This is a genomic window from Halobacillus sp. Nhm2S1 (assembly GCF_019599545.1).
GTDB lineage: Bacteria > Bacillota > Bacilli > Bacillales > Halobacillaceae > Halobacillus.
This window is the reverse complement of record NZ_JAIEZV010000001.1, coordinates 1,223,728-1,248,135: the sequence shown is the minus strand read 5'-3', so window position 1 is coordinate 1,248,135 and position 24,408 is coordinate 1,223,728. Positions and strand designations below refer to the sequence as shown.

At 43.1% G+C, this 24,408-nt stretch carries 19 protein-coding genes, 16 tRNA genes, 2 rRNA genes and 1 riboswitch; of the genes, 34 read left to right on the top strand and 3 right to left on the bottom strand.

Annotated features, from left to right (window positions below; genetic code table 11):
* From K2225_RS06485 to K2225_RS06390, 20 genes are all read left to right on the top strand, one after another.
* Positions 1-111, top strand: a 23S ribosomal RNA gene (locus tag K2225_RS06485); the annotation flags it as partial.
* Positions 112-268: 157 nt separating this feature from the next.
* Positions 269-382 (top strand): 5S ribosomal RNA (rrf, locus tag K2225_RS06480).
* Positions 383-393: 11 nt separating this feature from the next.
* Positions 394-468, top strand: a tRNA-Asn gene (locus K2225_RS06475).
* Between the two features lie 3 nt (positions 469-471).
* Positions 472-564: transfer RNA gene (locus tag K2225_RS06470), tRNA-Ser, on the top strand.
* A 9-nt stretch (positions 565-573) separates the two neighbouring features.
* Positions 574-648 (top strand) — tRNA-Glu (locus tag K2225_RS06465).
* A 6-nt stretch (positions 649-654) separates the two neighbouring features.
* Positions 655-730 (top strand) — tRNA-Val (locus K2225_RS06460).
* Between the two features lie 46 nt (positions 731-776).
* A tRNA-Met gene (locus K2225_RS06455) sits at positions 777-853 on the top strand.
* A 75-nt stretch (positions 854-928) separates the two neighbouring features.
* Positions 929-1,005 (top strand) — tRNA-Asp (locus K2225_RS06450).
* Between the two features lie 24 nt (positions 1,006-1,029).
* Positions 1,030-1,105 (top strand) — tRNA-Phe (locus K2225_RS06445).
* A gap of 4 nt (positions 1,106-1,109) precedes the next feature.
* Positions 1,110-1,185: transfer RNA gene (locus K2225_RS06440), tRNA-Thr, on the top strand.
* Between the two features lie 19 nt (positions 1,186-1,204).
* Positions 1,205-1,290, top strand: a tRNA-Tyr gene (locus K2225_RS06435).
* A gap of 18 nt (positions 1,291-1,308) precedes the next feature.
* A tRNA-Trp gene (locus K2225_RS06430) sits at positions 1,309-1,379 on the top strand.
* Positions 1,380-1,392: 13 nt separating this feature from the next.
* A tRNA-His gene (locus tag K2225_RS06425) sits at positions 1,393-1,468 on the top strand.
* Positions 1,469-1,495: 27 nt separating this feature from the next.
* Positions 1,496-1,570: transfer RNA gene (locus tag K2225_RS06420), tRNA-Gln, on the top strand.
* Between the two features lie 8 nt (positions 1,571-1,578).
* Positions 1,579-1,653 (top strand) — tRNA-Gly (locus K2225_RS06415).
* Positions 1,654-1,711: 58 nt separating this feature from the next.
* Positions 1,712-1,785: transfer RNA gene (locus tag K2225_RS06410), tRNA-Cys, on the top strand.
* A gap of 9 nt (positions 1,786-1,794) precedes the next feature.
* Positions 1,795-1,876 (top strand) — tRNA-Leu (locus K2225_RS06405).
* A gap of 193 nt (positions 1,877-2,069) precedes the next feature.
* Complete coding sequence (locus tag K2225_RS06400) at positions 2,070-2,972, top strand: hypothetical protein (RefSeq protein ID WP_220583971.1); 903 nt, start codon at positions 2,070-2,072, stop codon at positions 2,970-2,972.
* Between the two features lie 38 nt (positions 2,973-3,010).
* The gene (locus tag K2225_RS06395; RefSeq protein WP_220583970.1) at positions 3,011-4,192 is read left to right on the top strand and encodes a hypothetical protein; all 1,182 of its coding nucleotides are present in this window, start codon (positions 3,011-3,013) and stop codon (positions 4,190-4,192) included.
* A 130-nt stretch (positions 4,193-4,322) separates the two neighbouring features.
* Entirely contained in the window at positions 4,323-4,751 is a 429-nt protein-coding gene (locus K2225_RS06390; protein ID WP_220583969.1) for a DUF559 domain-containing protein, read from the top strand.
* Between the two features lie 42 nt (positions 4,752-4,793).
* On the opposite strand, the gene ade is transcribed toward K2225_RS06390, so the two are convergent.
* The gene (ade, locus tag K2225_RS06385) at positions 4,794-6,524 is read right to left on the bottom strand and encodes an adenine deaminase (protein ID WP_220584035.1); all 1,731 of its coding nucleotides are present in this window, start codon (positions 6,522-6,524) and stop codon (positions 4,794-4,796) included.
* Positions 6,525-6,584: 60 nt separating this feature from the next.
* A riboswitch (purine riboswitch) is annotated at positions 6,585-6,687 on the bottom strand.
* 136 nt (positions 6,688-6,823) lie between these two features.
* Here ade and K2225_RS06380 point away from each other — a divergent pair.
* From K2225_RS06380 to K2225_RS06335, 10 genes are all read left to right on the top strand, one after another.
* Positions 6,824-7,996, top strand: a complete 1,173-nt coding sequence (locus tag K2225_RS06380; RefSeq protein ID WP_220583968.1) for a TraB/GumN family protein — start codon at positions 6,824-6,826, stop codon at positions 7,994-7,996.
* A gap of 139 nt (positions 7,997-8,135) precedes the next feature.
* Positions 8,136-8,660, top strand: coding sequence for a hypothetical protein (locus K2225_RS06375; protein ID WP_220583967.1), 525 nt, complete (start codon positions 8,136-8,138; stop codon positions 8,658-8,660).
* A 226-nt stretch (positions 8,661-8,886) separates the two neighbouring features.
* Positions 8,887-9,339, top strand: coding sequence for a hypothetical protein (locus tag K2225_RS06370; RefSeq protein WP_220583966.1), 453 nt, complete (start codon positions 8,887-8,889; stop codon positions 9,337-9,339).
* Between the two features lie 783 nt (positions 9,340-10,122).
* Positions 10,123-10,196: transfer RNA gene (locus K2225_RS06365), tRNA-Gly, on the top strand.
* A gap of 131 nt (positions 10,197-10,327) precedes the next feature.
* Positions 10,328-12,037 carry an ABC-ATPase domain-containing protein gene (locus K2225_RS06360; RefSeq protein ID WP_220583965.1) on the top strand — a complete coding sequence of 570 codons (1,710 nt, stop codon included), beginning with the start codon at positions 10,328-10,330 and terminating at the stop codon, positions 12,035-12,037.
* Between the two features lie 17 nt (positions 12,038-12,054).
* Positions 12,055-13,188 carry a tRNA epoxyqueuosine(34) reductase QueG gene (queG, locus tag K2225_RS06355; RefSeq protein ID WP_220583964.1) on the top strand — a complete coding sequence of 378 codons (1,134 nt, stop codon included), beginning with the start codon at positions 12,055-12,057 and terminating at the stop codon, positions 13,186-13,188.
* A 72-nt stretch (positions 13,189-13,260) separates the two neighbouring features.
* The gene (locus K2225_RS06350) at positions 13,261-13,809 is read left to right on the top strand and encodes a methylated-DNA--[protein]-cysteine S-methyltransferase (RefSeq protein WP_220583963.1); all 549 of its coding nucleotides are present in this window, start codon (positions 13,261-13,263) and stop codon (positions 13,807-13,809) included.
* Between the two features lie 84 nt (positions 13,810-13,893).
* Positions 13,894-14,763, top strand: a complete 870-nt coding sequence (locus tag K2225_RS06345; protein ID WP_220583962.1) for an amidase domain-containing protein — start codon at positions 13,894-13,896, stop codon at positions 14,761-14,763.
* A gap of 51 nt (positions 14,764-14,814) precedes the next feature.
* Complete coding sequence (trmL, locus tag K2225_RS06340) at positions 14,815-15,291, top strand: tRNA (uridine(34)/cytosine(34)/5-carboxymethylaminomethyluridine(34)-2'-O)-methyltransferase TrmL (RefSeq protein ID WP_220583961.1); 477 nt, start codon at positions 14,815-14,817, stop codon at positions 15,289-15,291.
* 458 nt (positions 15,292-15,749) lie between these two features.
* A complete protein-coding gene (locus K2225_RS06335) occupies positions 15,750-16,004 on the top strand; it encodes a hypothetical protein (protein ID WP_146818585.1) in 255 nt (84 codons plus the stop codon).
* 41 nt (positions 16,005-16,045) lie between these two features.
* Here the strand turns inward: K2225_RS06335 and lipA are convergent, their stop codons facing one another.
* A complete protein-coding gene (gene lipA / locus K2225_RS06330; protein WP_220583960.1) occupies positions 16,046-16,990 on the bottom strand; it encodes a lipoyl synthase in 945 nt (314 codons plus the stop codon).
* A 19-nt stretch (positions 16,991-17,009) separates the two neighbouring features.
* Complete coding sequence (locus K2225_RS06325) at positions 17,010-17,825, bottom strand: lipoate--protein ligase family protein (RefSeq protein ID WP_305038434.1); 816 nt, start codon at positions 17,823-17,825, stop codon at positions 17,010-17,012.
* 193 nt (positions 17,826-18,018) lie between these two features.
* On the opposite strand from K2225_RS06325, the gene K2225_RS06320 reads away from it, so the two are divergent.
* The 4 genes from K2225_RS06320 to K2225_RS06305 all read left to right on the top strand — a co-directional run bounded on the left by K2225_RS06320 (position 18,019) and on the right by K2225_RS06305 (position 24,330).
* Positions 18,019-18,198 carry a hypothetical protein gene (locus K2225_RS06320; protein WP_220583959.1) on the top strand — a complete coding sequence of 60 codons (180 nt, stop codon included), beginning with the start codon at positions 18,019-18,021 and terminating at the stop codon, positions 18,196-18,198.
* A 362-nt stretch (positions 18,199-18,560) separates the two neighbouring features.
* Positions 18,561-20,456 carry a PrkA family serine protein kinase gene (locus K2225_RS06315; RefSeq protein WP_220583958.1) on the top strand — a complete coding sequence of 632 codons (1,896 nt, stop codon included), beginning with the start codon at positions 18,561-18,563 and terminating at the stop codon, positions 20,454-20,456.
* Positions 20,457-20,540: 84 nt separating this feature from the next.
* Positions 20,541-22,076: an exopolyphosphatase gene (ppx, locus tag K2225_RS06310; protein WP_220583957.1), complete on the top strand. Its 1,536-nt coding sequence runs from the start codon at positions 20,541-20,543 to the stop codon at positions 22,074-22,076.
* 154 nt (positions 22,077-22,230) lie between these two features.
* The gene (locus K2225_RS06305; protein ID WP_220583956.1) at positions 22,231-24,330 is read left to right on the top strand and encodes an RNA degradosome polyphosphate kinase; all 2,100 of its coding nucleotides are present in this window, start codon (positions 22,231-22,233) and stop codon (positions 24,328-24,330) included.
* Positions 24,331-24,408 lie beyond the last annotated feature (78 nt).

The window sequence follows — 24,408 nt, the reverse complement described above, 5'->3', positions numbered from 1 at the left end:
TTACCTATAAGGTAATAAGATCCCTCAGAGACGATGAGGTTGATAGGTCCGAGGTGGAAGCGTGGTGACACGTGGAGCTGACGGATACTAATGGATCGATGACTTATCTATCTGATTATAATCGTTCGTGAAGAACGTTGCTTTTCATAAAAGATGTTTCCTTATCCAGTTTTGAGGGTTTTCAAAAAAACTTGAAATTACCTCTTGATTTTTACTCTGAAGGGCGATACAATATATCTTGTCCTTGAAAAACAGAGACTTACAGAGATCTGGTGATGAAGGCGAAGAGGTCACACCTGTTCCCATGCCGAACACAGTAGTTAAGCTCTTCAGCGCCGATGGTAGTCGGGTTTACCCCCGTGAGAGTAGGACGTCGCCAGGTTTCAACAATATTCCAACGTAGCTCAGTGGTAGAGCAATCGGCTGTTAACCGATCGGTCGTAGGTTCGAATCCTACCGTTGGAGCCATATGGAGAGTTGTCCGAGTTGGCCGAAGGAGCACGATTGGAATTCGTGTAAACCGTTACCACGGTTTCGAGGGTTCGAATCCCTCACTCTCCGCCATCTAACATTGGCCCGTTGGTCAAGTGGTTAAGACACCGCCCTTTCACGGCGGTAACACGGGTTCGAATCCCGTACGGGTCACCACTTATCGGAGGATTAGCTCAGCTGGGAGAGCACTTGCCTTACAAGCAAGGGGTCGCAGGTTCGAACCCTGCATCCTCCACCATTACTAAAATTAACACTTAATGAATTCTAAAAGGAATTCACATTATCGCGGGGTAGAGCAGTCTGGTAGCTCGTCGGGCTCATAACCCGGAGGTCACAGGTTCAAATCCTGTCCCCGCAACCAAATTATTCATTTGGCTACGTCGAGTGATCTTCCTAGTTAAATGAAAATGGTAGTACTAATAAGTACAACCAAAATGGTCCGGTAGTTCAGTTGGTTAGAATGCCTGCCTGTCACGCAGGAGGTCGCGGGTTCGAGTCCCGTCCGGACCGCCACTTTTATTACTATATACATAGTTTGGCTCGGTAGCTCAGTCGGTAGAGCAACGGACTGAAAATCCGTGTGTCGGCGGTTCGATTCCGTCCCGAGCCACCATTTAGCCGGCCTAGCTCAACTGGCAGAGCAACTGATTTGTAATCAGTAGGTTGGGGGTTCAAGTCCTCTGGCCGGCACCATCTGAAAGTTTTTCAGCGTGGAGGGATAGCGAAGTTGGCCAAACGCGGCGGACTGTAAATCCGCTCCCATCGGGTTCGTAGGTTCGAGTCCTACTCCCTCCACCATTTATATTTCAATCAAATAGGGGTATAGTTTAATGGTAAAACTACGGTCTCCAAAACCGTCAATGTGGGTTCGATTCCTACTACCCCTGCTTTTCAATTATGGCGGTTGTGGCGAAGTGGTTAACGCACCGGATTGTGGTTCCGGCATTCGTGGGTTCGATTCCCATCAGCCGCCCCATTTATTACATTAAAGATTGTCCTATATTGGCCCATAGCCAAGCGGTAAGGCAACGGTTTTTGGTACCGTCATGCGCTGGTTCGAATCCAGCTGGGCCAGCCACTTTAATTGCGGGAGTAGTTCAGTGGTAGAACACCACCTTGCCAAGGTGGGGGTCGCGGGTTCGAATCCCGTCTCCCGCTCCAAAAAAATCACATATTCTTTCTTACTTGAATATGATACAATCGTAATTGAACGTGATATGGCGGCATAGCCAAGCGGTAAGGCAGAGGACTGCAACTCCTTTATCACCGGTTCGATTCCGGTTGCCGCCTCCATAGTCACATGCCGGTGTGGCGGAATTGGCAGACGCGCACGACTCAAAATCGTGTTCCTCACGGAGTGCCGGTTCGACCCCGGCCACCGGTACTAACTACACAACTAAAACGTTGTAACAAAAAGCTTCGCACTAATAAGTGCGAAGCTTTTTTGTATTCTCAAATGGGAGAAGTTTTTATTATCTTATAAGAAAAAATAATAAAGAAACGGTCACAAAAATTGTCGAATGATCTAACTACTATAGCGGTGATTTTGAAAACGGTTAAAAAGGAGGTGAATAGGATTGTTAGGACGTGTCATTTTATCTCTTGTGGCTTGTCTACCTTTTCTTATTGGACTTCCGGAGCAGGTATGGGCAAATCAAGGCAATAGTGAGGGGAAACAAGCATCAGTACCTGATCAAGTCCCTGAAAAAGAGCATTTGAATAAGGGAAAGAAAAAAGAACAATCACCCACTGGTGTAAAGCCCCAAAACAGCTCAAGCGAAGTTGTAAGCGAAAAGGGTATGAAGGAAGACTCTCCTCAAACGACTCGTGCATCTGATCGTTCTAAGGAAGTAAAGGCAAAAGATCACAGAAAAACTAAAACCAATAAAAATGCGGATCGCTCTATGAAAAAAGGCAATTCGCAGGCAGGCAAGAATAGGGAGTTTAAGAACAATGACGCCAAGGGTAAATCATCTGATCCACCCATCTCTTCGCCTCAAAAACATAAGAAACCAAAAACGCATGTACATAATAAAAAAGTAAAAGAGAAGATGAAGCAAGAGGAACACAAAGCATCGGTGGTGGATTCCTCTGAATTAGGTAAGATACCAGTTAAGGGCACATCTTCAAAAGAAAATGAAAAAGCCCTAGATAACAGAACGACGGACGAGAAAAGAAATCGTTCGGTGAAAAATATCTTACTTGATTTACCACCCCCAGTTGAAGATCCTACTGGAAAAAAGCCGATACGAAATGATGGAGTACTCCAGCACAGTTCTTTATCGCTGCAAGGAAAAACAGGAAAAGATCGGTCGCAGGGCGATTCCGCATATCAATGGTTATTGGGGGATTTATACATATATGTGTCTGAATCGGCAGAGAACCATACGGAGATGGTTTTAAGACACCACAGATTGCGTACCCAGTGGATGAATGCGCCCCCAGGGGAACCACCTAAAAGAGCTTCTTTATTTTTATAACTCTTACCAATAACTAAAAATAAAGGAGCGAATCAATTATGAACTTTATCAACAAATCTATGATCGTAAAATCTATGATTACAGCAGGTGTACTTTCAGTCGGAATATTTGCAGGTGGTACGGTTACTGAAGCCGCAAAAGATGAGAAAGGAAAACCTGATCATGTGATTGAAATGCAAGAAACGAAGAAACAGAAAGAACAATCAGATGTTAAGGAAACGCCTGCTAAGAAAGCACAGTCTAAAGCGAGTGAGAAGGCTAGTGAAAAAGCTCACGAAAATGCTTCTTCAAAATCTGCCGTCCACGCTTCTGAAGAAGAAAGTGACGTTCTACCTGATTCTACCGATGAGAAAGTAGAAGAGAAAGAAGAAGACGTCCCAATGGAAGAGGGCAAAACTGAAGAAGATCAAACATCTTCAGTAGTAGAAGAAGAGACTGATAAAGAAAAATCACGTTCTATGGCTAGCGAGCGAGCAAGTGAAACAGCGAAGGAAAATGCATCGCCTAATTCTGCTGTCCATGGTCCTAAAGAAAAGAAACAAAGTGATTCTAAAGAAGAAGATGTGGAAGAAAACACAGAGGATGAAGATACAAACGAAGAACCTGAATCTAATGATACTTCTGTAGTTAAAGAAGACGACACCAAAGAGGAAGAGGGAACCACTTCAGAAGAGACGGAAACATCTACGGAAGAAGAGGAGCCTAAAGAACAAAAGGATCAAGACGAAGAACATGCTGTAGAAATGAAATTTGAAGCAATGGCACGTTTAAAAGCTAGTGAACAAGCGAAGTTACATGCTTCTGAAAACTCTGCCGTTCAAGTAGTCGTTTCTGAAGAGGAAGCTGGTTCTGAAGAGGAAGCTGGTTCTGAAGAGGAAGCTGGTTCTGAAGAGGAAGCTGGTTCTGAAGAGGAAGCTGGTTCTGAAGAGGAAGCTGGTTCTGAGGAGGGTACTGATTCTGAAGAGGAAGCTGATACTGAAGAGGAAGCTGATACTGAAGAGGAAGCTGATACTGAAGAGGAAGCTGATACTGAAGAGGAAGCTGATACTGAAGAGGAAGCTGATTCTGAAGAGGGTACTGATTCCGAAGAGGATACTGATTCCGAAGAGGATACTGATACTGAAGAGGAAGCTGGTTCTGAAGAAGGTACTGATTCTGAAGAAGATGCTGATTCAGAAGAAATCGTTAAAATTGATATCCGAAAAGTATTTGAAGATTGAACGTGTTAAGAAGCTGAAGGCTCTCCTTCAGCTTCTTTTTTGTTCTGTCATAATTGACTCTTCTTAAGACTGAAAGGTCCGATGAATAAAAAGAGGGGGTATTTGGATAGAATGGTAGTGGGTGATGAATATGAACATAACCATGTTTATCGAGTATGCAGCTTTTATGACCTTATTGATCCTTGCTATTGTACTGACACTACGAGTCAGAAATGAGGAGCAGCCAGAGGATATGGGAGCTGATGGAATCAGTTCAAATTTAGTACGGAGATTATACGAAGGGTTTCTTGCTTACGGTTTAAAGCCTACGTTGCGTTATCAGGTGGAAAAGTACACGGTTGATGTCGCTTTTCCAGAATTGAAAATTGCCGTAGAAGCTGTAGAACACGACTTTCTCATTACTTCCGATGTGTGGGAAGATGAGTGGGAAAAAGAATCTTACCTTAAAAATCATGGCTGGACTGTCATGAGGTTCAGTGGTGCGAGAATCGATGAAGACCTTTCCCGAATTGTTGAAAAAGTAAGCAGAGAGATGACGGGTAAGTCCAACTCCAGTTAACCAAAAAAGAAGAAGCCAAGCGATCGCCTGGCTTCTTCTTTTTTAAATAGATACAGAGATGTGTTTCCCCTCTTTTGTGCTAAAAAGGCCTTTATCCGTAAGTTTGAGGCTAGGGATGACGGGTAACGTCAGGAACGACAGGGTGAGAAATGGATTGAAGTCATCAGTAAAGCCAAGGGTAGACAGACCTTTGTGAATGCCTACTAATTGATCAGCCACACCATCGTACCCTTGATCGGACATTAAGCCAGCGATTGGAAGGGGCAAAGAGGAGAGGGGGGTTCCTTCATGAAATAGGGTCATTCCCCCGCTAATTTCTCCTAAGTGCTGGATCGCTTTGATGATATCTTCATCGTTGGTGCCTACGGCTACGATATTGTGAGAGTCGTGAGCAATGGTTGTTGCAATCGCTCCTTTTTTAAGCCCCATCCCTTTCACAATCCCAAGGCCGATGTTCCCTGTGTGGTGGTGTCTCTCTATGACGACCAACTTTAATTGGTCTTTGCTAACAGAAGATTGAAAGGTTCCTGATTCCACCTCTACTTTTTCAATAAGGTGATCCGTTCGAATTTGGTTTTTGTTTATTTTTATGATGTTTCCTTTTTGGGAGTCCTTGATTGTAATACGCAATTGTTTTTTTGCAAGGTTTGGTATATGAACACTGTTTGTGATTTTTTGAGAATTTGGAAACGAAGATTGTAAATCCCTTACTAATGTTCCTTGGGAAGCCACTTTTTTTCCTTTCTTAAAAACTTGTGTTACTTCCAGTGCATGTAAGTCTTCGAAAAATAGGAAGTCGGCCATGTAGCCTGGCGCAATGGCTCCCTTATGATGTAGTCCATAACATTCGGCCGCATTTAATGTGGCCATTTGAATAGCGGTGATGGGGTCAAAACCCTGGGCTGTTGCTAAACGGATGTGATGATCAATGCTTCCTTCATTTAAAAGATCATCGATGTGCTTATCATCTGTGCAGAAGTGACAACGTCTGGCGTTCTTTTCGTTCACTATAGGCAAAAGGGCGTGCAGATCTTTGGCAGCGGAACCTTCACGGATGCTCACATACATGCCTCTCTGAATGCGTGCCAGGGCTTCTTCTGGTGTATTACATTCATGATCAGTTTGAACGCCTGCACTCGTATATAGATTGACCGCATCGTCATTCAAACCAGCAAGGTGTCCATCGACATAACCATTCGCTTGTATCGTCTGTGCGATTTTTTCTAACAAGCGAGGATCAGCGTTTTGGAGGGATGAATAATCCATCACTTCTCCGAGCCCCAGTACTTGTGAGTCATTTAGAAAGGGTTGAAGGTCAGCGGCCTGTAATTCAGCCCCGGATGTTTCAAAAGGGGTGGCGGGAACACTGGATGGAAGCATAAAATGAAAATCCATGGGAAGGCCTTTAGCGTCATCAAGCATAAACTGGATCCCCTCTTTTCCAAGGACGTTCCCGATTTCATGAGGGTCTGTAATAACCGTGGTCACACCGTGGGGGATGACAACTTTAGCGAACTCCGATGGCGGAACCATGGATGATTCAATGTGGACATGAGCATCTATGAAAGAAGGTGCCATGTACTGGCCTTGGGCATCAATCACATCTTTACCTTCATATTCCCCTAAACCTGCAATGAAGCCATCGACAATCGCTACATCTTCATGAATGATCTCCCCATTAAAAACGTCGACGATCTGCGCATTTTTAATGACGAGGTCAGCTGGACGTTCTTTATTTGCTACTCTTATTCTTTTCTTTAGTGTTTCAATCATCATCCTCTTGTTCCTCCTCTTTTTTGAAGCCTTTGCGTGCGTTTGTATAAATGAAGAGAAGGATAAGAATATCCCCCTCGTAGTCAAACCATTTTACGGTGGTTCGGTAGAGACATTTGGACCTTATTTCCAAATTTATACGCAAGGTGGAATGGTTTATATAATTATAGGAGATTCTATCCTTCCTCAAGAGGCTTGTCAATGACATGTTTTTAGTCGAAAGCATTCTCATTTGGACTCATCTAGTTTAATATGAGAGGGGAGAGCAAATAAACGGAAAGCGAAAAAGGAAGGTTCAGATGTCTGCATTGGAAGAAAACATTACGAGAATTCATATAGATGATAAGGAATACGTTCTTGTGGGCACCGCTCACGTTTCAAAAGCAAGTGCTGAACAAGTTAAAGCGGTTATCGAAGAAGAACGACCGGATTCGGTGTGTATCGAACTCGATGAGCAAAGATTTCAGTCCATCCAAGATGGTGACCGTTGGAAGAACACAGATATTTTTGAAGTCATTAAGAACAAAAAAGCGACTTTGCTGCTCGTCAACTTAGCGATTTCCTCTTTTCAACGTCGAATGGCTAAGCAGTTTGGTATTCAAGCGGGGCAGGAAATGATCCAGGGAATAGAATCAGCTGAAGAAGTCGGAGCAGAGCTTGTGCTAGCTGACCGAAATATCCAGATCACTTTTTCAAGGATATGGGGCAACATCGGCTTCGGAGGAAAGATGAAGCTGTTATTGTCCATCTTTTATGGCATCTTCAGTAACGATAAAATCTCTGAAGAAGAATTGGAAAAGATGAAATCTCAGGATATGCTGGATGGAATGCTCCAGGATTTGACGGATAATTTTCCAAAGTTGAAGAAACCACTCATTGATGAGCGGGACCAGTACCTTGCACAGAAAATTAAAGATGCCCCAGGAGAGAAAATAGTCGCGATCCTTGGAGCAGCACATGTACCTGGAATCAAGGAAGAAATCCATAAAGAACACGATTTGAAGAAGTTGAAACAAAGACCTCCGAAATCAAAGGTGCCGAAAATCATTGGGTGGAGTATCCCGGTATTGATTGTATCCATCATTCTCTACACATTCTTTTCAAATCCGGCAGCAGGCACACAACAAACGATCAGCTGGGTGCTTTGGAACGGTTCTTTTTCCGCATTAGGAGCAGCCGCAGCCCTTGCGCATCCTTTGGCCATTGTGTCTGCATTTATCATGGCTCCGATTACTTCATTGAATCCTTTGATTGCAGCAGGCTGGTTTGCAGGAATAGTACAAGCCTACTTCCGTCGTCCAAACGTAGCGGACTTTGAAACATTGTCTGACGATGTAACAAGTGTCAAAGGGTTCTGGAACAATAAAGTGACTCGTATCCTTCTTGTTGTTGTACTTGCGAATATCGGAAGTTCGTTAGGGACATTCATCGGCGGTGCAGATGTCATACGGTTATTTTTAGAAAACCTATAAATTGAGTCAAGAAGAGAAGCTTAAACATAGCTTCTCTTTTTTATATTTACTGTTATTTCATGGAATGTTACAATTGCGTTACAGTAAAGTGTCGGAAAATATAAAATTATAGAAAATCAGATAGAGAAAGGGATGGAAAATGAGTATGTTTGTAAAAGGAACTTCCATTCTTGGTGTCCTAGCACTAGGGTTTGGAGTGTGGCAGCTAACGGAAGCAGATCAACAAGAGAGTGTGAAGGTTCAAGCCCTGCCCAGTGATGATCGGCAATCCTACGAAACGGTGATTATAGATCAAGCAGAGCCTGAAGAAATGGAAGCGGTAATGAGAGAAGAACTTGTTGATACCAGAACAATCCGATCTATTCGGGAAAGTATGGATGACAATGAAGAAATGAAACAATTGATTGATGGTCTTGGACAAGGCGTAGAGGCAGATTTAGGAGAACATCACATCGATACAGATGAAGAATGGAAGGAAGTAGAAGAAGACACTAAAGAAAAGCAAGTGATGATTAAAAAGTTGATCAAGATGACCAGTCATGAAGATTTAAAGCAACTAGCCTCTATAGCTCTCAAGAAACTGGAGCAAACGATACAAAATCGTCAGTTTACCTATTATAAAGAAGCGGTTGAGTCTTTTAAAGTTCTTTCCGAGCGGCTGTAATAAATATGGGAGAAGGATATCCGCCCAATTTTAAAGTGTCCTTTTATTTGTATTCTCTATCTACATATGTAGAAAAAGGGAGAGTTTGTCGAATGAATCAACCATTCGGAACCCCACCCCCTTTTTTATCATGGTAAAATTTGTTTATTTTTCTCATTTCACGTTTTCACCTTCAAGGTAAGGGGGATGAGTATAATGAACAAATTATTAAGGAGGTTACAAATACATGTCCATCCATCTTAAAGAAAGATTGGGTACGGAAGAATTAAGTCATTTGAAAACGGCGGCAATACTTGAGTTTACGGAAGAGTTATTCGAATCAGACCAATATCGTTTATTAGAGGTCATCGATTCTGATCAACAGCAATTGTTTATTGTGAATCGTAACGACCGTACGTTAACGGTGCTCAGCCTTTCCCAGGACATGGCTTTGAAAAAAGAAACCTTGTTTACAGATCGTATTATTTCGATGAAGGAATACTTTGAAGACTACAGTCTGTCTGAAAACACCCCTCCACGTAAGATCGAAATCACTTTTATGGAGGGACGTACACTTTTGATTGAACCAGAAAACTCCAAGGAACAAAACAAAGACTACAAACGGGATGATGTTCGAAGGCAAGTTGATGAAGACTTTGAACATTTAATCGCTGCATTGAAGAGTACGGTGATCTTATAAAAGGAAAATAGATTTGGATATGCAAGAAACCGAGGTGCGCCATCTCGGTTTCTTTTTACGTTGATAAAAAGGATAAGGATGGGTGGCATTTAGTAGTATTTCCTTATTTTAAAATGTTGATGTCTGCTTCGTATAAAAATGAGATTACGAGGGACCATAAGGGAAAGCTTCTTCTCACTATCTATTAAAAACTAGTCCACTCACTCAAACTGCTCTATTGTCTACAGCAACATGTTTAGCAGAACCACAGCTAAAATGCTTGTTGGGGGTGAAACCTATGGATTCCACTACGTTAGTTGATCTCTTCAAATTGTTCATCGACTCTATCCACCTCATCGCTTTTCTAGTGTTTTCCGTGATTTATGTGTATCAGTCTAAGAAAAGTTGAAACACAAAAATTCGTTGCTGCGGTTTCTGTCGGGTTATGAATCATAGCTTTTCTGGAAATTGTATTTGCAAGCTTCTGTCTTGGTGGAGAGTGTGGGGAAAGCGAGTCTTTCCTCTCCGACTCCATCCACATCCCAAAGCTTTACCGATTAGGAACATTACCGGGATGAACGAAAGAGGGTTTAGGGACAGCCTTTAATTGGAATACTATATGAAAACATATATATTAAACTGTTAAAATTAAGGTGAAGTTAATTTTCGACAAAAAAACGTAAATTTCATGTTGCGTCGCTAGATTTCGAATGTTATGATTACAAATGTAAACGATAAGAGTTGTCCGAACAACTAGAATGAGTGTTGAACCTCATCAAATGAAGATTAATGATTTTAATTTACGCGGGTGTAGTTTAATGGTAAAACCTCAGCCTTCCAAGCTGATGACGAGGGTTCGATTCCCTTCACCCGCTCCAATGCTATTATTTTATACTTATGTGAACCAACGCAGTGTTTCGTTAAATGGGTAACGAAGCATTGCGTTTTTTATTGATGAAATTTGGATAAACCCTATAATAGACCTATTCGTTCAAGGGAGGAATCCATGATGAAAAAATTACAGCAGCATTTGAAACAAATCGATGGTAAAAGCTACAAGGCTTATAAACAAATTCAAGGAATGTATTCATTCCAGAGATATGATTTGATGATTGACTATGTTCAAGGAGACCCTTTTGCAGCTCCTTCTAAAATCCGCATCCGTATTCCGAATTCTGAAAGGAAAATTTCTCTTGAGTGGAAAAAAGATGCTCGCAGGAAATACTATGCAGAGGACAGGATTACGAGAGCAGTTGCGAAAACCATTAATAAGACTCAAACCAGTGTGAAAGGTTCCGGGAAAAGTGGTATGATTGCGATCGATCAACCGGGTCAGGAGATTTTAGAACGGACGTCGGTTTCTTTAAATACCGAGGATGTGACGGTTTGTCTAACGGTGGGTCTGCCGGCCAATGGTAGGCGGATCAATGGGAAACAAGCCGAAAAGCTTTTCTTTTCCATTCTTCCGGAAATCATGAACCAGTCTGTTTTTGCTATAAAAGATAAGGAAATTGAATCGGTTTGCCAACTCGCTGATCAACATGAAACAATCCTTGCTGAAATGAAGAAAAATGATTGGATCTCATTTGTGGCTGATGGTTCCATTCTTCCGAGAGAGAGCGGCATCAGCCAGAGACCGATGCGGGAGGCTGTATCTTTTGAAAGCCCTGAGAGAAACCGTGTAGCGATTGACCTTCCTCACAGAGAAGAGCCCATTACAGGAATGGCATTGAAGCGTGGAATTGTTTTAATCGTTGGTGGTGGTTATCATGGTAAAAGTACCCTGTTGAACGCGATGGAGCGTGGCGTGTATCCTCATGTAGAAGGGGATGGGCGTGAATATGTGCTGACCGATCCTTCTGCGGTAAAAGTAAGAGCGGAAGATGGACGTCAAGTATCGACGGTGGACATTTCTCCATTTATTAAAAACCTTCCCCATGGAACAGATACGACAAGATTTTCAACGGAAAATGCCAGTGGCAGTACCTCACAAGCCGCGAACGTAGTGGAAGCTTTAGAAGCAGGGGCATCGAGCCTTCTGATTGATGAAGATACGAGTGCCACAAACTTCATGATCAGGGATGAGCGCATGCAGGAGCTTGTTGTGAAAGAGAAAGAACCAATCACCCCGTTCATCGATAAAATTAAACAGATGCGCGATGAATTGGAAGTTTCTACAATTCTGGTTATGGGTGGTTCCGGGGATTACTTCCAAGTTGCTGATGATGTCATCATGATGGATCAGTATATTCCTCATAATGTTACAGAAAAAGCGAAACAAATCGCAAGTAAGTACCCAAATGGCCGCATGGAATCGGATGATGATGCCTTTGGAGCTGTACCGAAACGTTCCTTCTTACCTCAAAGCTTACAAACTCGTAAAGGAAAGAAAGAAAAGGTCCAGGCCAAAGGTATGCATAAAATTTTAATGGGGCCTGAAGAGATCGCACTCGATCACGTGGAACAGCTTGTAGATGCGTCTCAGACAAGGATGATTGCTGATATCCTGCTTCATTTAGATAAAAAAAGCGTGCTGAAGCATGGAAATTCTCTACATGAACTACTTGATACGATTGAACATCAGTTGGATCAAGAAGGGCTCGCTTCCTTTGCCCCATTCAAAGATCAGCACCCAGGCGAGCTGGCTAGACCGAGACGTTTTGAGATTGCAGCTACGCTGAACCGGATCCGGACAGCGAAAGTGAAAGATTTAAGATAGAAAGGAGGTGCGTCAGGGTGGATTTTCATCAATTCAAAGAGGAAGTCATTGCATATAGTAAAGAGATTGGAATTGATAAAATCGGGTTTGCTTCTGCCGATGTTTTTGGTGAGTTGAAAGCACGACTGAAACGTCAGCAGGAACTTGGTTATCAGTCTGGCTTTGAAAAAGGGTCTGTTCAAGAGAGGACGGAGCCCGGTCGACTGCTTCCCGGTGCTCAATCCATTATCTCCATCGCCCTGGCTTATCCTTCAAAAATGCATGATGCTCCTAAAAGTAAAAAAGGCGAGCGCCGCGGGCTGTTCTGCCGGGCTTCCTGGGGACAGGATTATCATGATGTTCTTCGTGATCGCCTCCATCGTTTGGGAGCCTTTATACGTGAAAAATTCCCAGAGGTGGAATTGAAGTCCATGGTCGACACGGGAGAGCTTTCAGACCGCGCAGTAGCTGAACGTGCAGGCATCGGTTTTAGTGGGAAAAATTGTGCCGTGATCACTCCTGAATTCGGTTCATATGTATATCTTGGAGAGCTGGTCACGAACATTCCCTTTGCCCCGGATGAACCGGTCGATGACAGTTGCGGAGACTGTAACATCTGCGTGGATGCGTGCCCGACAGATGCACTCGTCCAAGGAGGTCAATTGAATGCTAATCGATGCATTGCCTTTTTAACTCAGACGAAAGGTTTCCTTCCGGATGAATTCCGCACGAAAATCGGAAACCGATTATATGGCTGTGATACGTGCCAGACCGTTTGCCCCAAAAACCGGAAGAAAGATTTTCATAATCATGAAGAGTTTGAACCAGATCCGGAAATCGTCAAACCAAAGTTGACTCCATTACTATCCATTTCAAACCGTCAATTCAAAGAGAAGTTCGGTTTTATTTCAGGTTCATGGCGTGGAAAGAAACCGATTCAAAGAAACGCCATTCTCGCTCTTGCACATTATCGTGACGAGACGGCGATCGATGAGTTGACTCGTTTAATGAAGGAAGACCCACGCCCTGTCATTCGTGGAACAGCTGCCTGGGGCCTCGGGAAAATTGGCAAACCGGAATGTTTTGCAGCCATCGAACAAGCGATGGGAAAAGAAGAGGATGAACAGGTGCTTTATGAAATGGAAAAGGGCGTCCAATTTCAAGAACAGTAACCATATGTACCTTTTCAATCTAAGAAAGCTCTTGTATAATAGAAAAAACTGTTAAAGAAGAAGGGGTTGAATATGAACCATCAATTGTTCCTATACTATGACACTTTTGAAACTCCTTTGGGCCCAATGACTGTACTAGCGAACGATGAAGGTGTATGCCGAATTGACTTCGGCCATTACGAAGACCGGCTCGCTACCTATCAATCTTGGAAAAAGAAGCATTTCCTCAAAGGCGAACTGGTGTATGACCCCGAACACAAATATGTAGCCCAAACGAAACAAGAACTTTCCGATTACTTTGAAGGACATCGCAACGAATTTCATGTGCCTTTGAACTGCTACGGCACTGATTTTCAACGACAAGTATGGAGGACGCTTCTCCATCATGTCCCTTACGGGGAAACCAGATCATACAAGGATATCGCCTCTTCCATGCATGCTCCAAAAGCAATCCGAGCAGTAGGAGGAGCGGTGAACCAAAACCCCTTTTCCATCATTGTCCCTTGTCATAGGATTATTGGAAGTAACGGCAAGTTAGTCGGTTATGCCGGCGGTTTAGATAAAAAGCAGAAACTATTGGAATTTGAAAAAGAGCATCAAACGATTAAACAAAACCAATAAGCAGGCTCCTATTAAATGGAGGCTGCTTTTTTGATGTTCATGTCCTTCTTTGCTTTTCATAAGATGTAAAAGGAGGGGAGCGGCATGAGCCATACATATCAACTGCAAGTGTACTGGGAAAGAATCATGGATCGTCTGTTCGAACAGGAAGACCATCACTGGTTAAGAAAAAAAGTAAATGGTATAGAGGAACGCGGACAACGCCTGCAGCGCCTGACGTTTAACATACATCCTTATCACCGCGTCGCATATGAAAATCAAACGCACATTCAGTATCTTTTAACTTTATCACTTCTTATCAAGTCAGGACGATATGATTTCTTAGAAGAGGGTCATTATCATGGCGATGCACGGTTCATGGGAGAAGAGTTGTTGGAGCACAAAGTGATGACAGAGAGGTTTGAAGAAAATCAGATTTCCAAGCCATTACCTATGGATTTCACGGCGGATCAAGATCGAGTACTTTCACGAACCAATTACAACCGCAGAGAAGCTGTGCGCTATGCTGACCGTTGGTGGGACAGTTACAATCCAGCCTACAGAAGTTTTGATGTGGATTGTACGAATTATGTGTCCCAGTGTATACGAGCAGGTGGAGCGACACCATGGGGAGCACCGAACCGTACAAGAGGCTGGTGGTATGGAAGTGGAAATTGGAGCTATAGCTGGACGGTTGCGCATGCACTCCGGTGGTATTTGGGAGGAGCGAGAAAAGGGCTCACAGCAACAGAGGTTTCTTCTGCCGATCAACTTTCACCAGGTGATGTCATCTGCTATGACTTTCAGGGAGATGGAAGATTTGATCACAACACCTTCGTCGTCAAAAAAGACGCCAATGGCATGCCGCTTGTGAATGCTCACACATCCAACAGCCGGCACCGCTATTGGGCGTATGAAGACTCTACAGCCTACACCCCTGATATTCAGTACAAATTTTATAAAATCGACGGATGAAGAGTATGATATAATAGTCTAGTTGACTAAGATTAGACTGAGGTGAAACGTATGCCTAACCATATTGTACTCTTTCAACCGGAAATTCCGGCAAATACGGGCAATATCGCCCGTACATGTCTTGCTACAAATTCAGAACTGCACCTGATTCGTCCCCTCGGTTTCTCGACTGACGACAAAATGGTCCGCCGTGCAGGGTTGGATTATTGGCATAAGGTCAATGTGAATTATTATGATTCCATCCAAGAACTTTATGACGCATTTCCTGAAGGGGAATTTTACTATATTGAGAATTTCGGTACGAAATCTTATGTGGATTTTGACTTCAGTAATGTGGAGAAGGATTTGCTGTTCGTTTTCGGACGTGAAAGTGACGGGATCCCAAAAGATTTGTTGGAAGGGTTAGAGAACCGTTGTTTGAGAATACCCATGACTGACCAGGTGAGATCATTGAACTTGTCTAATACTGCTTCTATCATTCTTTTTGAAGCTCTGAGACAACAAGGTCACCCGAATTTAATCAAATGAAGCGGAAAGGCGGCCGATCGTGGTCGTCTTTTTTGTGTGTTCAGCTCTAATGTGAGTCTTTGAACAACAAATATGACACCAATCCTGCCGTTTTGTGTACCTGGTACGTTAAAAAGCCAACCCCTGCAAAACAGACACAAAAAAACGCATCCATATTGGATGCGTTTTAAGGGCTTATTTTTTTGGCGTACCTGGTTTTGTATCATATCCGGCACTAAAAATAGCGGTAAGATATGCGACACAGACAAGAATAATCAATGTAAGATTCATGAGTGATCCTCCTTTATGTAGCCAGACAAGCATGATTAATTATATTATACCCTAATTATCGGGGGATGTGAATTGTTTGTCCAGTTAAAATTATCCTTTGCTTGATGACACTTGCCTATACGTCAGGGCGGGCGTTTACATAGAGTGAAGGGTAGGTGAATAACCAAGGATGGATTGGAGGAGCATGAATGAACCATTACCAATATTATTACAATCCGTACCAAATTGAAGAGGATTTCCGCGATGAAGATGAACGTTTCTTCTTTTTAGGGCCTTTTGCTGGCGGACTGCTCGGTGGTTTCCTGGGTGGAGCTCTTGCGCCAGGTTTTTATGGAGGATTTGGACCCCCGCCTCCGCCACCACCTTACTACGGTGGAGGACCCGGATACGGTGGACCAGGATATGGATATAACCGACCTCCTTATTACGGAGGACCATGGTAAAATAAACGCCCCTCATGATTGATTTCATGAGGGGCCATTTTTTAGAAGTTTGTTGTATCGAGTTCTTTTCCTTGGGATTCGTATCCTTGCATATACTTGATCCGGCGCTGGGCAGATGTAGCGTTCACCTGCTCATCCGCGTGATAGGAAGAACGGACCATAGGACCTGCTTCGCAGTGTTTGAATCCTTTTTCGAGTGCAATCTTCTTCAACTCTTCAAATTCATCCGGGTGATAGTAACGCTCAACGTTCAAATGCTTTTTCGTCGGCTGTAGATACTGACCGATTGTCATGATATCCACGTTATGGGCAAGAAGGTCGTCCATCGCTTCAACGATTTCTTCTTTCGTTTCACCTAAGCCGACCATGATACTTGATTTAGTCGGAGTATTCGGACGTATCTCTTTAACACGCTTCAACAATTCCAAAGAACGATCGTACATCGCGCGGGCACGCACTTTTTTCGTCAGGCGCCTTACCGTTTCAATGTTATGGTTGAAGATATCCGGCTCTCCACCCATAAGAGTGTGGAGGCTTTCATAATCCCCTTTCATATCAGAAGGAAGGATTTCAACGGTACATCCAGGGACACGACGGCGGATCGCTTTTACTGTTTCGGCGAAGACGGCTGCACCACCATCATTCAAATCGTCACGTGCTACAGCAGTCACGACCACGTGTTTAAGGCCCATGATTTCCACAGAATCAGCAACACGTTCCGGCTCGCCCCAATCCAGTTCGTTAGGGAGACCTGTTTTAACTGCGCAGAAACGGCACCCTCGCGTACACGTATCTCCAAGAATCATGAATGTCGCTGTTTTTCTTTCACTCCAGCATTCGTGAATGTTTGGACAACGAGCTTCTTCACATACAGTATTGAGTTTTTTGTCACGCATCAGCTTTTTCAAGCCTGTGTAGGATTTGTTCGTATTGATTTTAATTTTCAGCCATTCTGGTTTTCTTATGTACTCTTGATCTTTGGCCAATTTGTTCACTCCTTATTCGTTAGCGAGCATAGTTCCACTCGTCGGTCTCATAACGGTTTTCGGCAATCTTTCTGACTTCGCTCCATTGTGCATCTGTCAATGTGAAAGGCTCTAACTTAATCCCCAGTCCTTTTTCAAACCCCTCTTTAAAAGCACTTTTAGTCTCATTAAAGGTTACTGGTTGTTCGACAATCTGGTTGATGGCTACAGCTTTGTCTCCAAAGGCTTTTCGAGCGCGTTCTTTGATGCGTTCATTTTTATAGATAAACATATCAAATAATTTAACATCATCGACATCAATGGGGATGGATCCATGTTGAAGGATAATTCCTTTCTTTCTTGTCTGTGCGCTTCCCGCTGCTTTTTTACCTTCGACAATCAGTTCATACCAGGAAGGTTCTTCAAAGCATACAGCGGATCCTGCGACGTCTAACTTTCCATCAGGAACAGCGAATTCGGCTTGAATGCCAAGGTTTGTGAACCCTTCAAGCAATCCTTTGGATAGAACCAGATAGGCTTCTTTCACAGAGTCCGGCATATCGGGGTGATCTTCTGACACAATTACACTATATGTGAGTTCATTGTCATGTAGGACAGCTCGTCCTCCCGTTTGACGGCGAACAAGTTCATACCCATGCTTCTGAACTCCCTCTAAATCAATCTTTCCTTTGACTTTTTGAAAATATCCTACAGATAATCCAGCAGGCTCCCATCCATAAAAACGGAGTACAGGAGGAATATCTCCATTGCGGTGCCAATTCATTAAGGCTTCATCCAATGCCATGTTCATAGCAGGGGTGCAATGACCTGAATCGACAAAGTACCATGTTTCCATTTGCAGTCCTTCTTTCTTTTGTGTAGCACTTTATCCTATTAAAATATTCGTAACAATTCTAACAAGGCGATATCATCGTGTCAAAATTTACTAAACAAGGGCTCACACAATCTTTAGGACTACTTGCTCATTGCGAAAAAATGGACATACAATCCGGTTCTATTGATTTATAATAAAGGAAGGAGGGATGATCGTGAGCCAAACGTTGATTTCCAGCATCCTTTTCTTATTCAGTGCGGCAATTTGGGCATTATTAGCTATATTTTATGATGACTTTCGCTGGCTCAATTTGTTTCTATTCGTTGCTTTTTTGGTCATGGGATTGTCTAAAAGGCGCAGGTATATTCAAGAAAAGGATTACGAAGAGGACTGACTTCCATGTTAGTCCTCTTTTTTCTGTCATGAATGGACGAGAGAGGCCATAGGGTGGATAAGAGGGCATTTCCCTCACTTCTTAGTTTTCTCTAAATCAGGTTTTTTTGGAAAAGTTATGTTCCTCAGGTAGCCACACTCAATGAGCAGGATTTGTACGTATTTATTCAGTTGTAGCATCCAGACGTTCGAGACATAAGTCAACCGCTTCCGTGGTGAAAGAACGCACCACTGCACCGTTTGTCTTATGCTTATCGCGTCTACCAGGATGCCTCCGCATTTCGTATTCATTTACACATGTTTTACAGTAGCCAGGCATAGGATGTATTAAAATTCGTCTCTTACGACGGGGGAGGTCGCGAAGTGGACATTTTAAAGAAAATACAAGACCACCGGGAACAAGAAGAAGAACTGAAATGGGAAGGTACATTCTCAGAATATTTGGATTTACTGAAAGAGCGCCCGTATTTAGCTCAATCCGCCCATTCCCGCGTTTACAATATGATTAAAAGTGCGGGAGTAGCAGAAGAGCACGATCATAAGCGTTACAAGTTTTTCGATGAGGACATCTATGGCTTGGATGAGGCCATGGAGAAGCTTGTAGAAGAATATTTCCATCCTGCAGCAAGAAGACTGGATGTTAGAAAACGTATCCTTTTATTGATGGGACCTGTCAGTGGTGGTAAATCAACGCTTGTTAATCTACTTAAACGTGGGATGGAGAAATACACGCATACGGATGAAGGGGCTGTCTTTGCGATCAAGGGTTGTCCGATGCACGAGGACCCATTACATCTTGTTCCGAACCATCTGCGTAAAGATTTTCAGGAAGAGTACGGAATTCGGATTGAGGGCAGTCTATCTCCATTAAATACCATGAGAGTGGAAACAGAGTATGGGGGAAGGATTGAGGACGTTTTAGTTGAACGTATCTTTTTCTCAGAGGATAAGCGTACAGGCATTGGAACGTTCAGCCCTTCTGATCCTAAGTCCCAGGATATTGCAGACTTGACGGGTTCCATCGACTTTTCTACGATTGCTCAATATGGTTCTGAATCAGATCCTAGGGCCTATCGTTTTGACGGTGAATTGAACAAAGCGAACCGTGGGATTATGGAATTCCAGGAAATGCTGAAGTGTGATGAGAAGTTTTTATGGCACTTGCTCAGCTTAACGCAGGAAGGAAACTTCAAGGCTGGACGTTTTGCCCTCATCTCGGCAGATGAGCTGATCATCGCCCATACGAACGAAGCGGAATATCGTTCTTTCATTGCCAATAAGAAAAATGAGGCCTTGCATTCCCGGATGATTGTCATGCCTGTTCCTTATAACTTGAAAGTAAGTCAGGAAGAACGTATCTATGAAAAGATGATACGCGAAAGTGACATCAGGGATGTTCACATTGCCCCGCATACGCTGAGGGTCGCTGCGATGTTTACGATTTTGACTCGCCTGAAAGAGTCTAAGAAAGCGTCTATCGATGTATTGAAGAAAATGCGTCTGTATGATGGTGAGATTCTAGAAGGGTTCAGCGATGTTGATGTGGAGGAGTTGAAAAAAGAACACGCGGATGAAGGTATGAGCGGCATTGACCCTCGTTATGTCATTAACCGCATCTCCTCTACGATCATTAAGAAAGAGTTGACGTCGATCAATGCACTGGATGTTCTGCGTTCGTTGAAAGATGGTCTCGGAAGCCACGCTTCCATCTCCAGCGAAGATAAAGAACGTTATCTTGACTTCATTTCCCTTGCTAGAAAAGAGTACGACGAGATTGCGAAGAAAGAAGTACAGAAAGCTTTTGTCTACTCCTATGAAGAGTCTGCGGTCACTTTAATGGATAACTACTTGGATAATGTAGAAGCCTACTGTAATAAAGCCAAGCTTAGAGATCCGCTGACAGGAGAAGAATTGAATCCGGATGAGCGCCTCATGCGTTCCATAGAAGAACAGATCGGTGTATCAGAAAACGCGAAGAAAGCGTTCCGTGAAGAAATCTTAATCCGCATCTCCGCTTATGCTCGTAAAGGCAAGAAGTTCGATTATCAGTCTCATGAGCGGTTACGCGAAGCGATCCAGAAAAAGTTGTTCGCAGACCTGAAAGATGTAGTGAAAATTACGACATCTACGAAGACGCCGGATGAGCAGCAGCTTAAGAAGATCAATGAAGTTGTCGCGACTCTTATCGATGAACACGGATATAACTCAAGCTCTGCCAATGAATTATTGAAATATGTCGGTAGCTTACTGAATAGATAATAACGAACACCCAGCCGCCCTCTTAATATATTAAGAGGGCGGTTTCTTGTGGTATAATGGCAAAAAATGAAGTGTGGTGAGACGATGGCCAAAAGTTATTACGCAATTATTGATGTCGGATCGAACACAATGCGTCTAGTCATTTATTTGAGGGAGAAAGGTGGACGTCTTCGGGAAGTGGAAAATGTGAAAGCTGTTGCCAGATTGAGGAATCACCTCATGGACGACGGTCTCTTATCTACAGAAGGCATCCAGATCCTTTTGAGCACATTAAAAAGCTTCAAAGAAGTCGCAGAGTCTTACCCATTAGAAGAAATGGTTTGTGTCGCGACCGCTACCATCAGGCAAGCACAAAATCAAGCTGAAATCATTCACCAGGTATCCGAACACACAGGGTTTGATATGCGCATCCTTTCTGATCAGGAGGAAGCTTATTATGGTTATTTGGCAGTGGTGAATTCGACTCCTGTGACAGAAGGAATTACTGTCGACATCGGTGGAGGAAGTACGGAAGTTACATATTTCAAGGACAGGGAATTGATCGAATCCCATAGTTTCCCATTTGGAGCGTTAACTCTTAAACAAGATTTCTTTAAAAAAGATCTCCCTACAGAGGAAGAAATGTCCGACCTTCGTCATTATCTGATTGAACAATTTCAATCTCTTCCATGGCTTAAGAAAAAGAACGTTCCTTTGATCGGAATTGGGGGTGGCGCCCGTAACCTCGTCCAAATCGATCAGAACTTGAAAGAATACCCGCTTGCAGGTCTCCATCAATATAAAATGAAGGACAGTGACCTCGCTTTCATCAAGAACTATCTTTTTACCTTGAATATGAAAAAGTTACAGAAGGTTGAAGGGTTATCGAAGGACCGTGCGGACATCATCCTACCCGCAACAGAAGTCTTCCATTCTTTATATGATACGGTCCATGCTTCAGGTTTCATCTTAAGCAGAAAAGGATTGCGTGATGGTGTCTTTTTCGAACAGTTGACGAGTGACATGGGAACAGCCTTATTTCCAAATGTGTTGGAGGAGAGCATTCAGGAACTCATCAGTGATTATGAGTTGAATGTGAAACACATCCAGCATGTACAGCACCTGGCCCATGAGTTGTTCCACCAGCTCCATGAACGTGGAATCGGCTCTCTAAGGAAAAGGGACTGGCAGGAAGTGAAAAGGGCGAGCTATGTATTCAATCTTGGTGAATATATTGACAACGAATCAAGCTCACAGCACACTTTTTATCTACTTGCTAACCGTACGATTGATGGACTGATGCATATGGAGAGACTACGGATGGCTTTGATGGCCTCTTTCAAAAACAAGACGGTTTTCAAGCAATTCCTTGATCCATACAAAGAGTGGTTCCTGAAAGATGAACGGAAAAAAATCCGTCTTCTCGGCTCGATGCTGAAGTTCTGCTATAGTCTGGACAGCACTCGCAGGCAGACAGTCGAAAAACTGGAGCTATCCAATGATGGGGAGGACCTCCGTATTACTCTCTATTGTAACGGTGCTTACATGCCTGAAGAATATCAAACAGAAAAGCAGAAAAAACATTTGGAAAAGTCCTTGAAGAAGACTATAGATCTCTCTTTTGTGGAAAATAAAAAGTAGTCCGTACCGGGCTGCTTTTTTTGTCATTCTTTTTTCTCATCTAAGCTTTCGACATATATCATCAATTTTTTACAAGAAGTTAACTTTGCCTTTAAATGTGGAATATATTGATGTATTAAACTGAATGTGAATACATGTGTAAAGGGTGTGCGTAATGTCAACAGAACAAAAGACGAAAGAATTGGACAATCCACTTTTTTATAACAATCGAGAGCTCAGCTGGCTAGGCTTCAATGAGCGGGTGTTGGATGAAGCTCTTGATATGGACAACCCTTTGCTGGAACGGTTGAAATTTTTAGCTATCGTATCTTCCAATCTTGATGAATTCTTCATGGTGCGGGTCGCGGGACTGAAAGACCAAGTCAAAGCCGGTTTCAATAAACCGGAGAACAAAGCCGGCTTGACGCCGAAGCAGCAGCTGAGGAAAATCGCTGAGATGAACCACAAAAATGTGGAAAAACAATATGCGGCCTATCAGTCGATGAAACCGGAATTGGAACAAGAGGGAATCTCCATTTTGTCTATTGATGACCTGACAAAAGAAGAGATCCAGCGTTTTGAAACCTATTTTGATGAAGAGATTTTTCCGGTGTTGACCCCGATGGCGGTAGATGCCTATCGCCCTTTTCCAATGCTCTTGAATAAGTCCATCAATCTCGCTGTCGTCATCCGCGATGAACTTGATCGGGAAGGAGCAACGAAAACGGCGATTGTCCAAGTACCTTCCGTACTGGACCGGTTCGTAACTGTGAATCACGAAGATAAGTATCAATATGTTCTATTAGAAGAAATCATCGGTCATTTTATGAGCAAATTGTTCAAAGGGTATGAAGTTGAATCGATCACAGAATTCAGAATAACAAGAAATGCCGATATGACGATTCATGAAGAAGGTGCACGTGATTTACTAAAAGAGATTGAGAAAGAATTGAAGAAGCGGAAGTGGGGAGCGGCAGTTCGGCTGGAAGTCCGGGATGGAAAGTATGACGAGAAATTGATCAACTTTTTATTGAAAGTCCTGGAAATTCATAAAGATGACTTGTACATCACAAATGGACCACTGGACTTAACTTTTTTATTCAAATTCCATAAAACGTTTGAAGACGTTAAGGATCACCTTTATTACGAAACGCTCATGCCTCAGCCCCCACGGGATCTGAGTAGTGATGAAAATATCTTCGAACAAGTGATGGAGCGTGATGTTTTCCTCCACCATCCGTTCGAATCGTTTGAACCTGTCGTTGACTTTGTAGCAGAAGCAGCGGATGATCCCCACGTGTTGGCTATTAAGCAGACCTTATACCGGGTTAGCGGAGATTCTCCAATCATTGATGCCCTTAAGCGCGCAGCGGAAAAAGGGAAACAAGTCACTGTACTTGTAGAATTGAAGGCGCGTTTTGATGAAGAAAACAATGTCCAATGGGCCAAGGAACTAGAAAAAGCGGGCTGTCACGTGATTTATGGAATGACCTATCTGAAAACCCACAGCAAAATCACCTTGGTGGTCAGGAAGAAAAACGAGAAAATTGAACGTTTCGTTCACCTGGGAACAGGGAACTACAATGACCAGACAGCATCGCTTTATACAGATATGGGAATCATTACAGCGAAACGGAAATTCGGGATTGATGCCACAGATTTCTTCAATTATCTAAGCGGGTTCACCGAAAAACCACAATTTCACCACCTGTCGATGGCCCCGTTTGATATACGAAATGACTTTATACGGTATATTAATAATGAAATCCGTTTTCAAAAGCAACATGGCAATGGACGCATTATAGCAAAGATGAATTCCCTGACGGATAAAAATTTAATTATGAAGCTTTACGAAGCCTCTCAAGCAGGCGTGCAAATCGATTTGATCGTACGTGGGATCTGCTGCCTTCGCCCTGGAATTCAGGGGTTCAGTGATAACATACGTGTCATTAGTATTGTCGGTCGTTTCCTTGAGCACAGTCGGATTTATTATTTCCACCATAATGGAGATGATCGTGTCTTTTTATCCTCTGCTGACATGATGACAAGAAACATGGTCAAGCGTGTCGAGCTTTTGTTCCCCATCCATGAACCCGAGATTAAAAGTCGATTGCAAAAGATACTATCGGTCATGCTGAATGACAATGTCAAAGCGCGGGAACAAAAGAATGACGGATCCTATGAGCATGTCAAACGTACGGAAAACGCCCAACCCATTAACAGCCAAATGAAACTTTATGATATGGCTTACCGCGTCTTGGAGGACGAAGAATAACAAAACGAAATATCACTTTAGTGGCAAAAAGTGAAAAAGGCGTACCCATCGGTGCGTCTTTCTTGTTATAATGGAATG

What these genes read in the sequence shown, in the direction of transcription:
- ade (WP_220584035.1), bottom strand. Translation starts at nt 6,524, where the DNA reads ATGATTGAAACACTAAAGAAAAGAATAAGAGTAGCAAATAAAGAACGT.
- K2225_RS06395 (WP_220583970.1), top strand. Translation starts at nt 3,011, where the DNA reads ATGAACTTTATCAACAAATCTATGATCGTAAAATCTATGATTACAGCA.
- K2225_RS06390 (WP_220583969.1), top strand. Translation starts at nt 4,323, where the DNA reads ATGAACATAACCATGTTTATCGAGTATGCAGCTTTTATGACCTTATTG.
- K2225_RS06375 (WP_220583967.1), top strand. Translation starts at nt 8,136, where the DNA reads ATGAGTATGTTTGTAAAAGGAACTTCCATTCTTGGTGTCCTAGCACTA.
- K2225_RS06335 (WP_146818585.1), top strand. Translation starts at nt 15,750, where the DNA reads ATGAACCATTACCAATATTATTACAATCCGTACCAAATTGAAGAGGAT.
- K2225_RS06325 (WP_305038434.1), bottom strand. Translation starts at nt 17,825, where the DNA reads ATGGAAACATGGTACTTTGTCGATTCAGGTCATTGCACCCCTGCTATG.
- trmL (WP_220583961.1), top strand. Translation starts at nt 14,815, where the DNA reads ATGCCTAACCATATTGTACTCTTTCAACCGGAAATTCCGGCAAATACG.
- ppx (WP_220583957.1), top strand. Translation starts at nt 20,541, where the DNA reads ATGGCCAAAAGTTATTACGCAATTATTGATGTCGGATCGAACACAATG.
- K2225_RS06305 (WP_220583956.1), top strand. Translation starts at nt 22,231, where the DNA reads ATGTCAACAGAACAAAAGACGAAAGAATTGGACAATCCACTTTTTTAT.
- K2225_RS06350 (WP_220583963.1), top strand. Translation starts at nt 13,261, where the DNA reads ATGAACCATCAATTGTTCCTATACTATGACACTTTTGAAACTCCTTTG.
- K2225_RS06345 (WP_220583962.1), top strand. Translation starts at nt 13,894, where the DNA reads ATGAGCCATACATATCAACTGCAAGTGTACTGGGAAAGAATCATGGAT.
- K2225_RS06360 (WP_220583965.1), top strand. Translation starts at nt 10,328, where the DNA reads ATGAAAAAATTACAGCAGCATTTGAAACAAATCGATGGTAAAAGCTAC.
- K2225_RS06370 (WP_220583966.1), top strand. Translation starts at nt 8,887, where the DNA reads ATGTCCATCCATCTTAAAGAAAGATTGGGTACGGAAGAATTAAGTCAT.
- K2225_RS06380 (WP_220583968.1), top strand. Translation starts at nt 6,824, where the DNA reads ATGTCTGCATTGGAAGAAAACATTACGAGAATTCATATAGATGATAAG.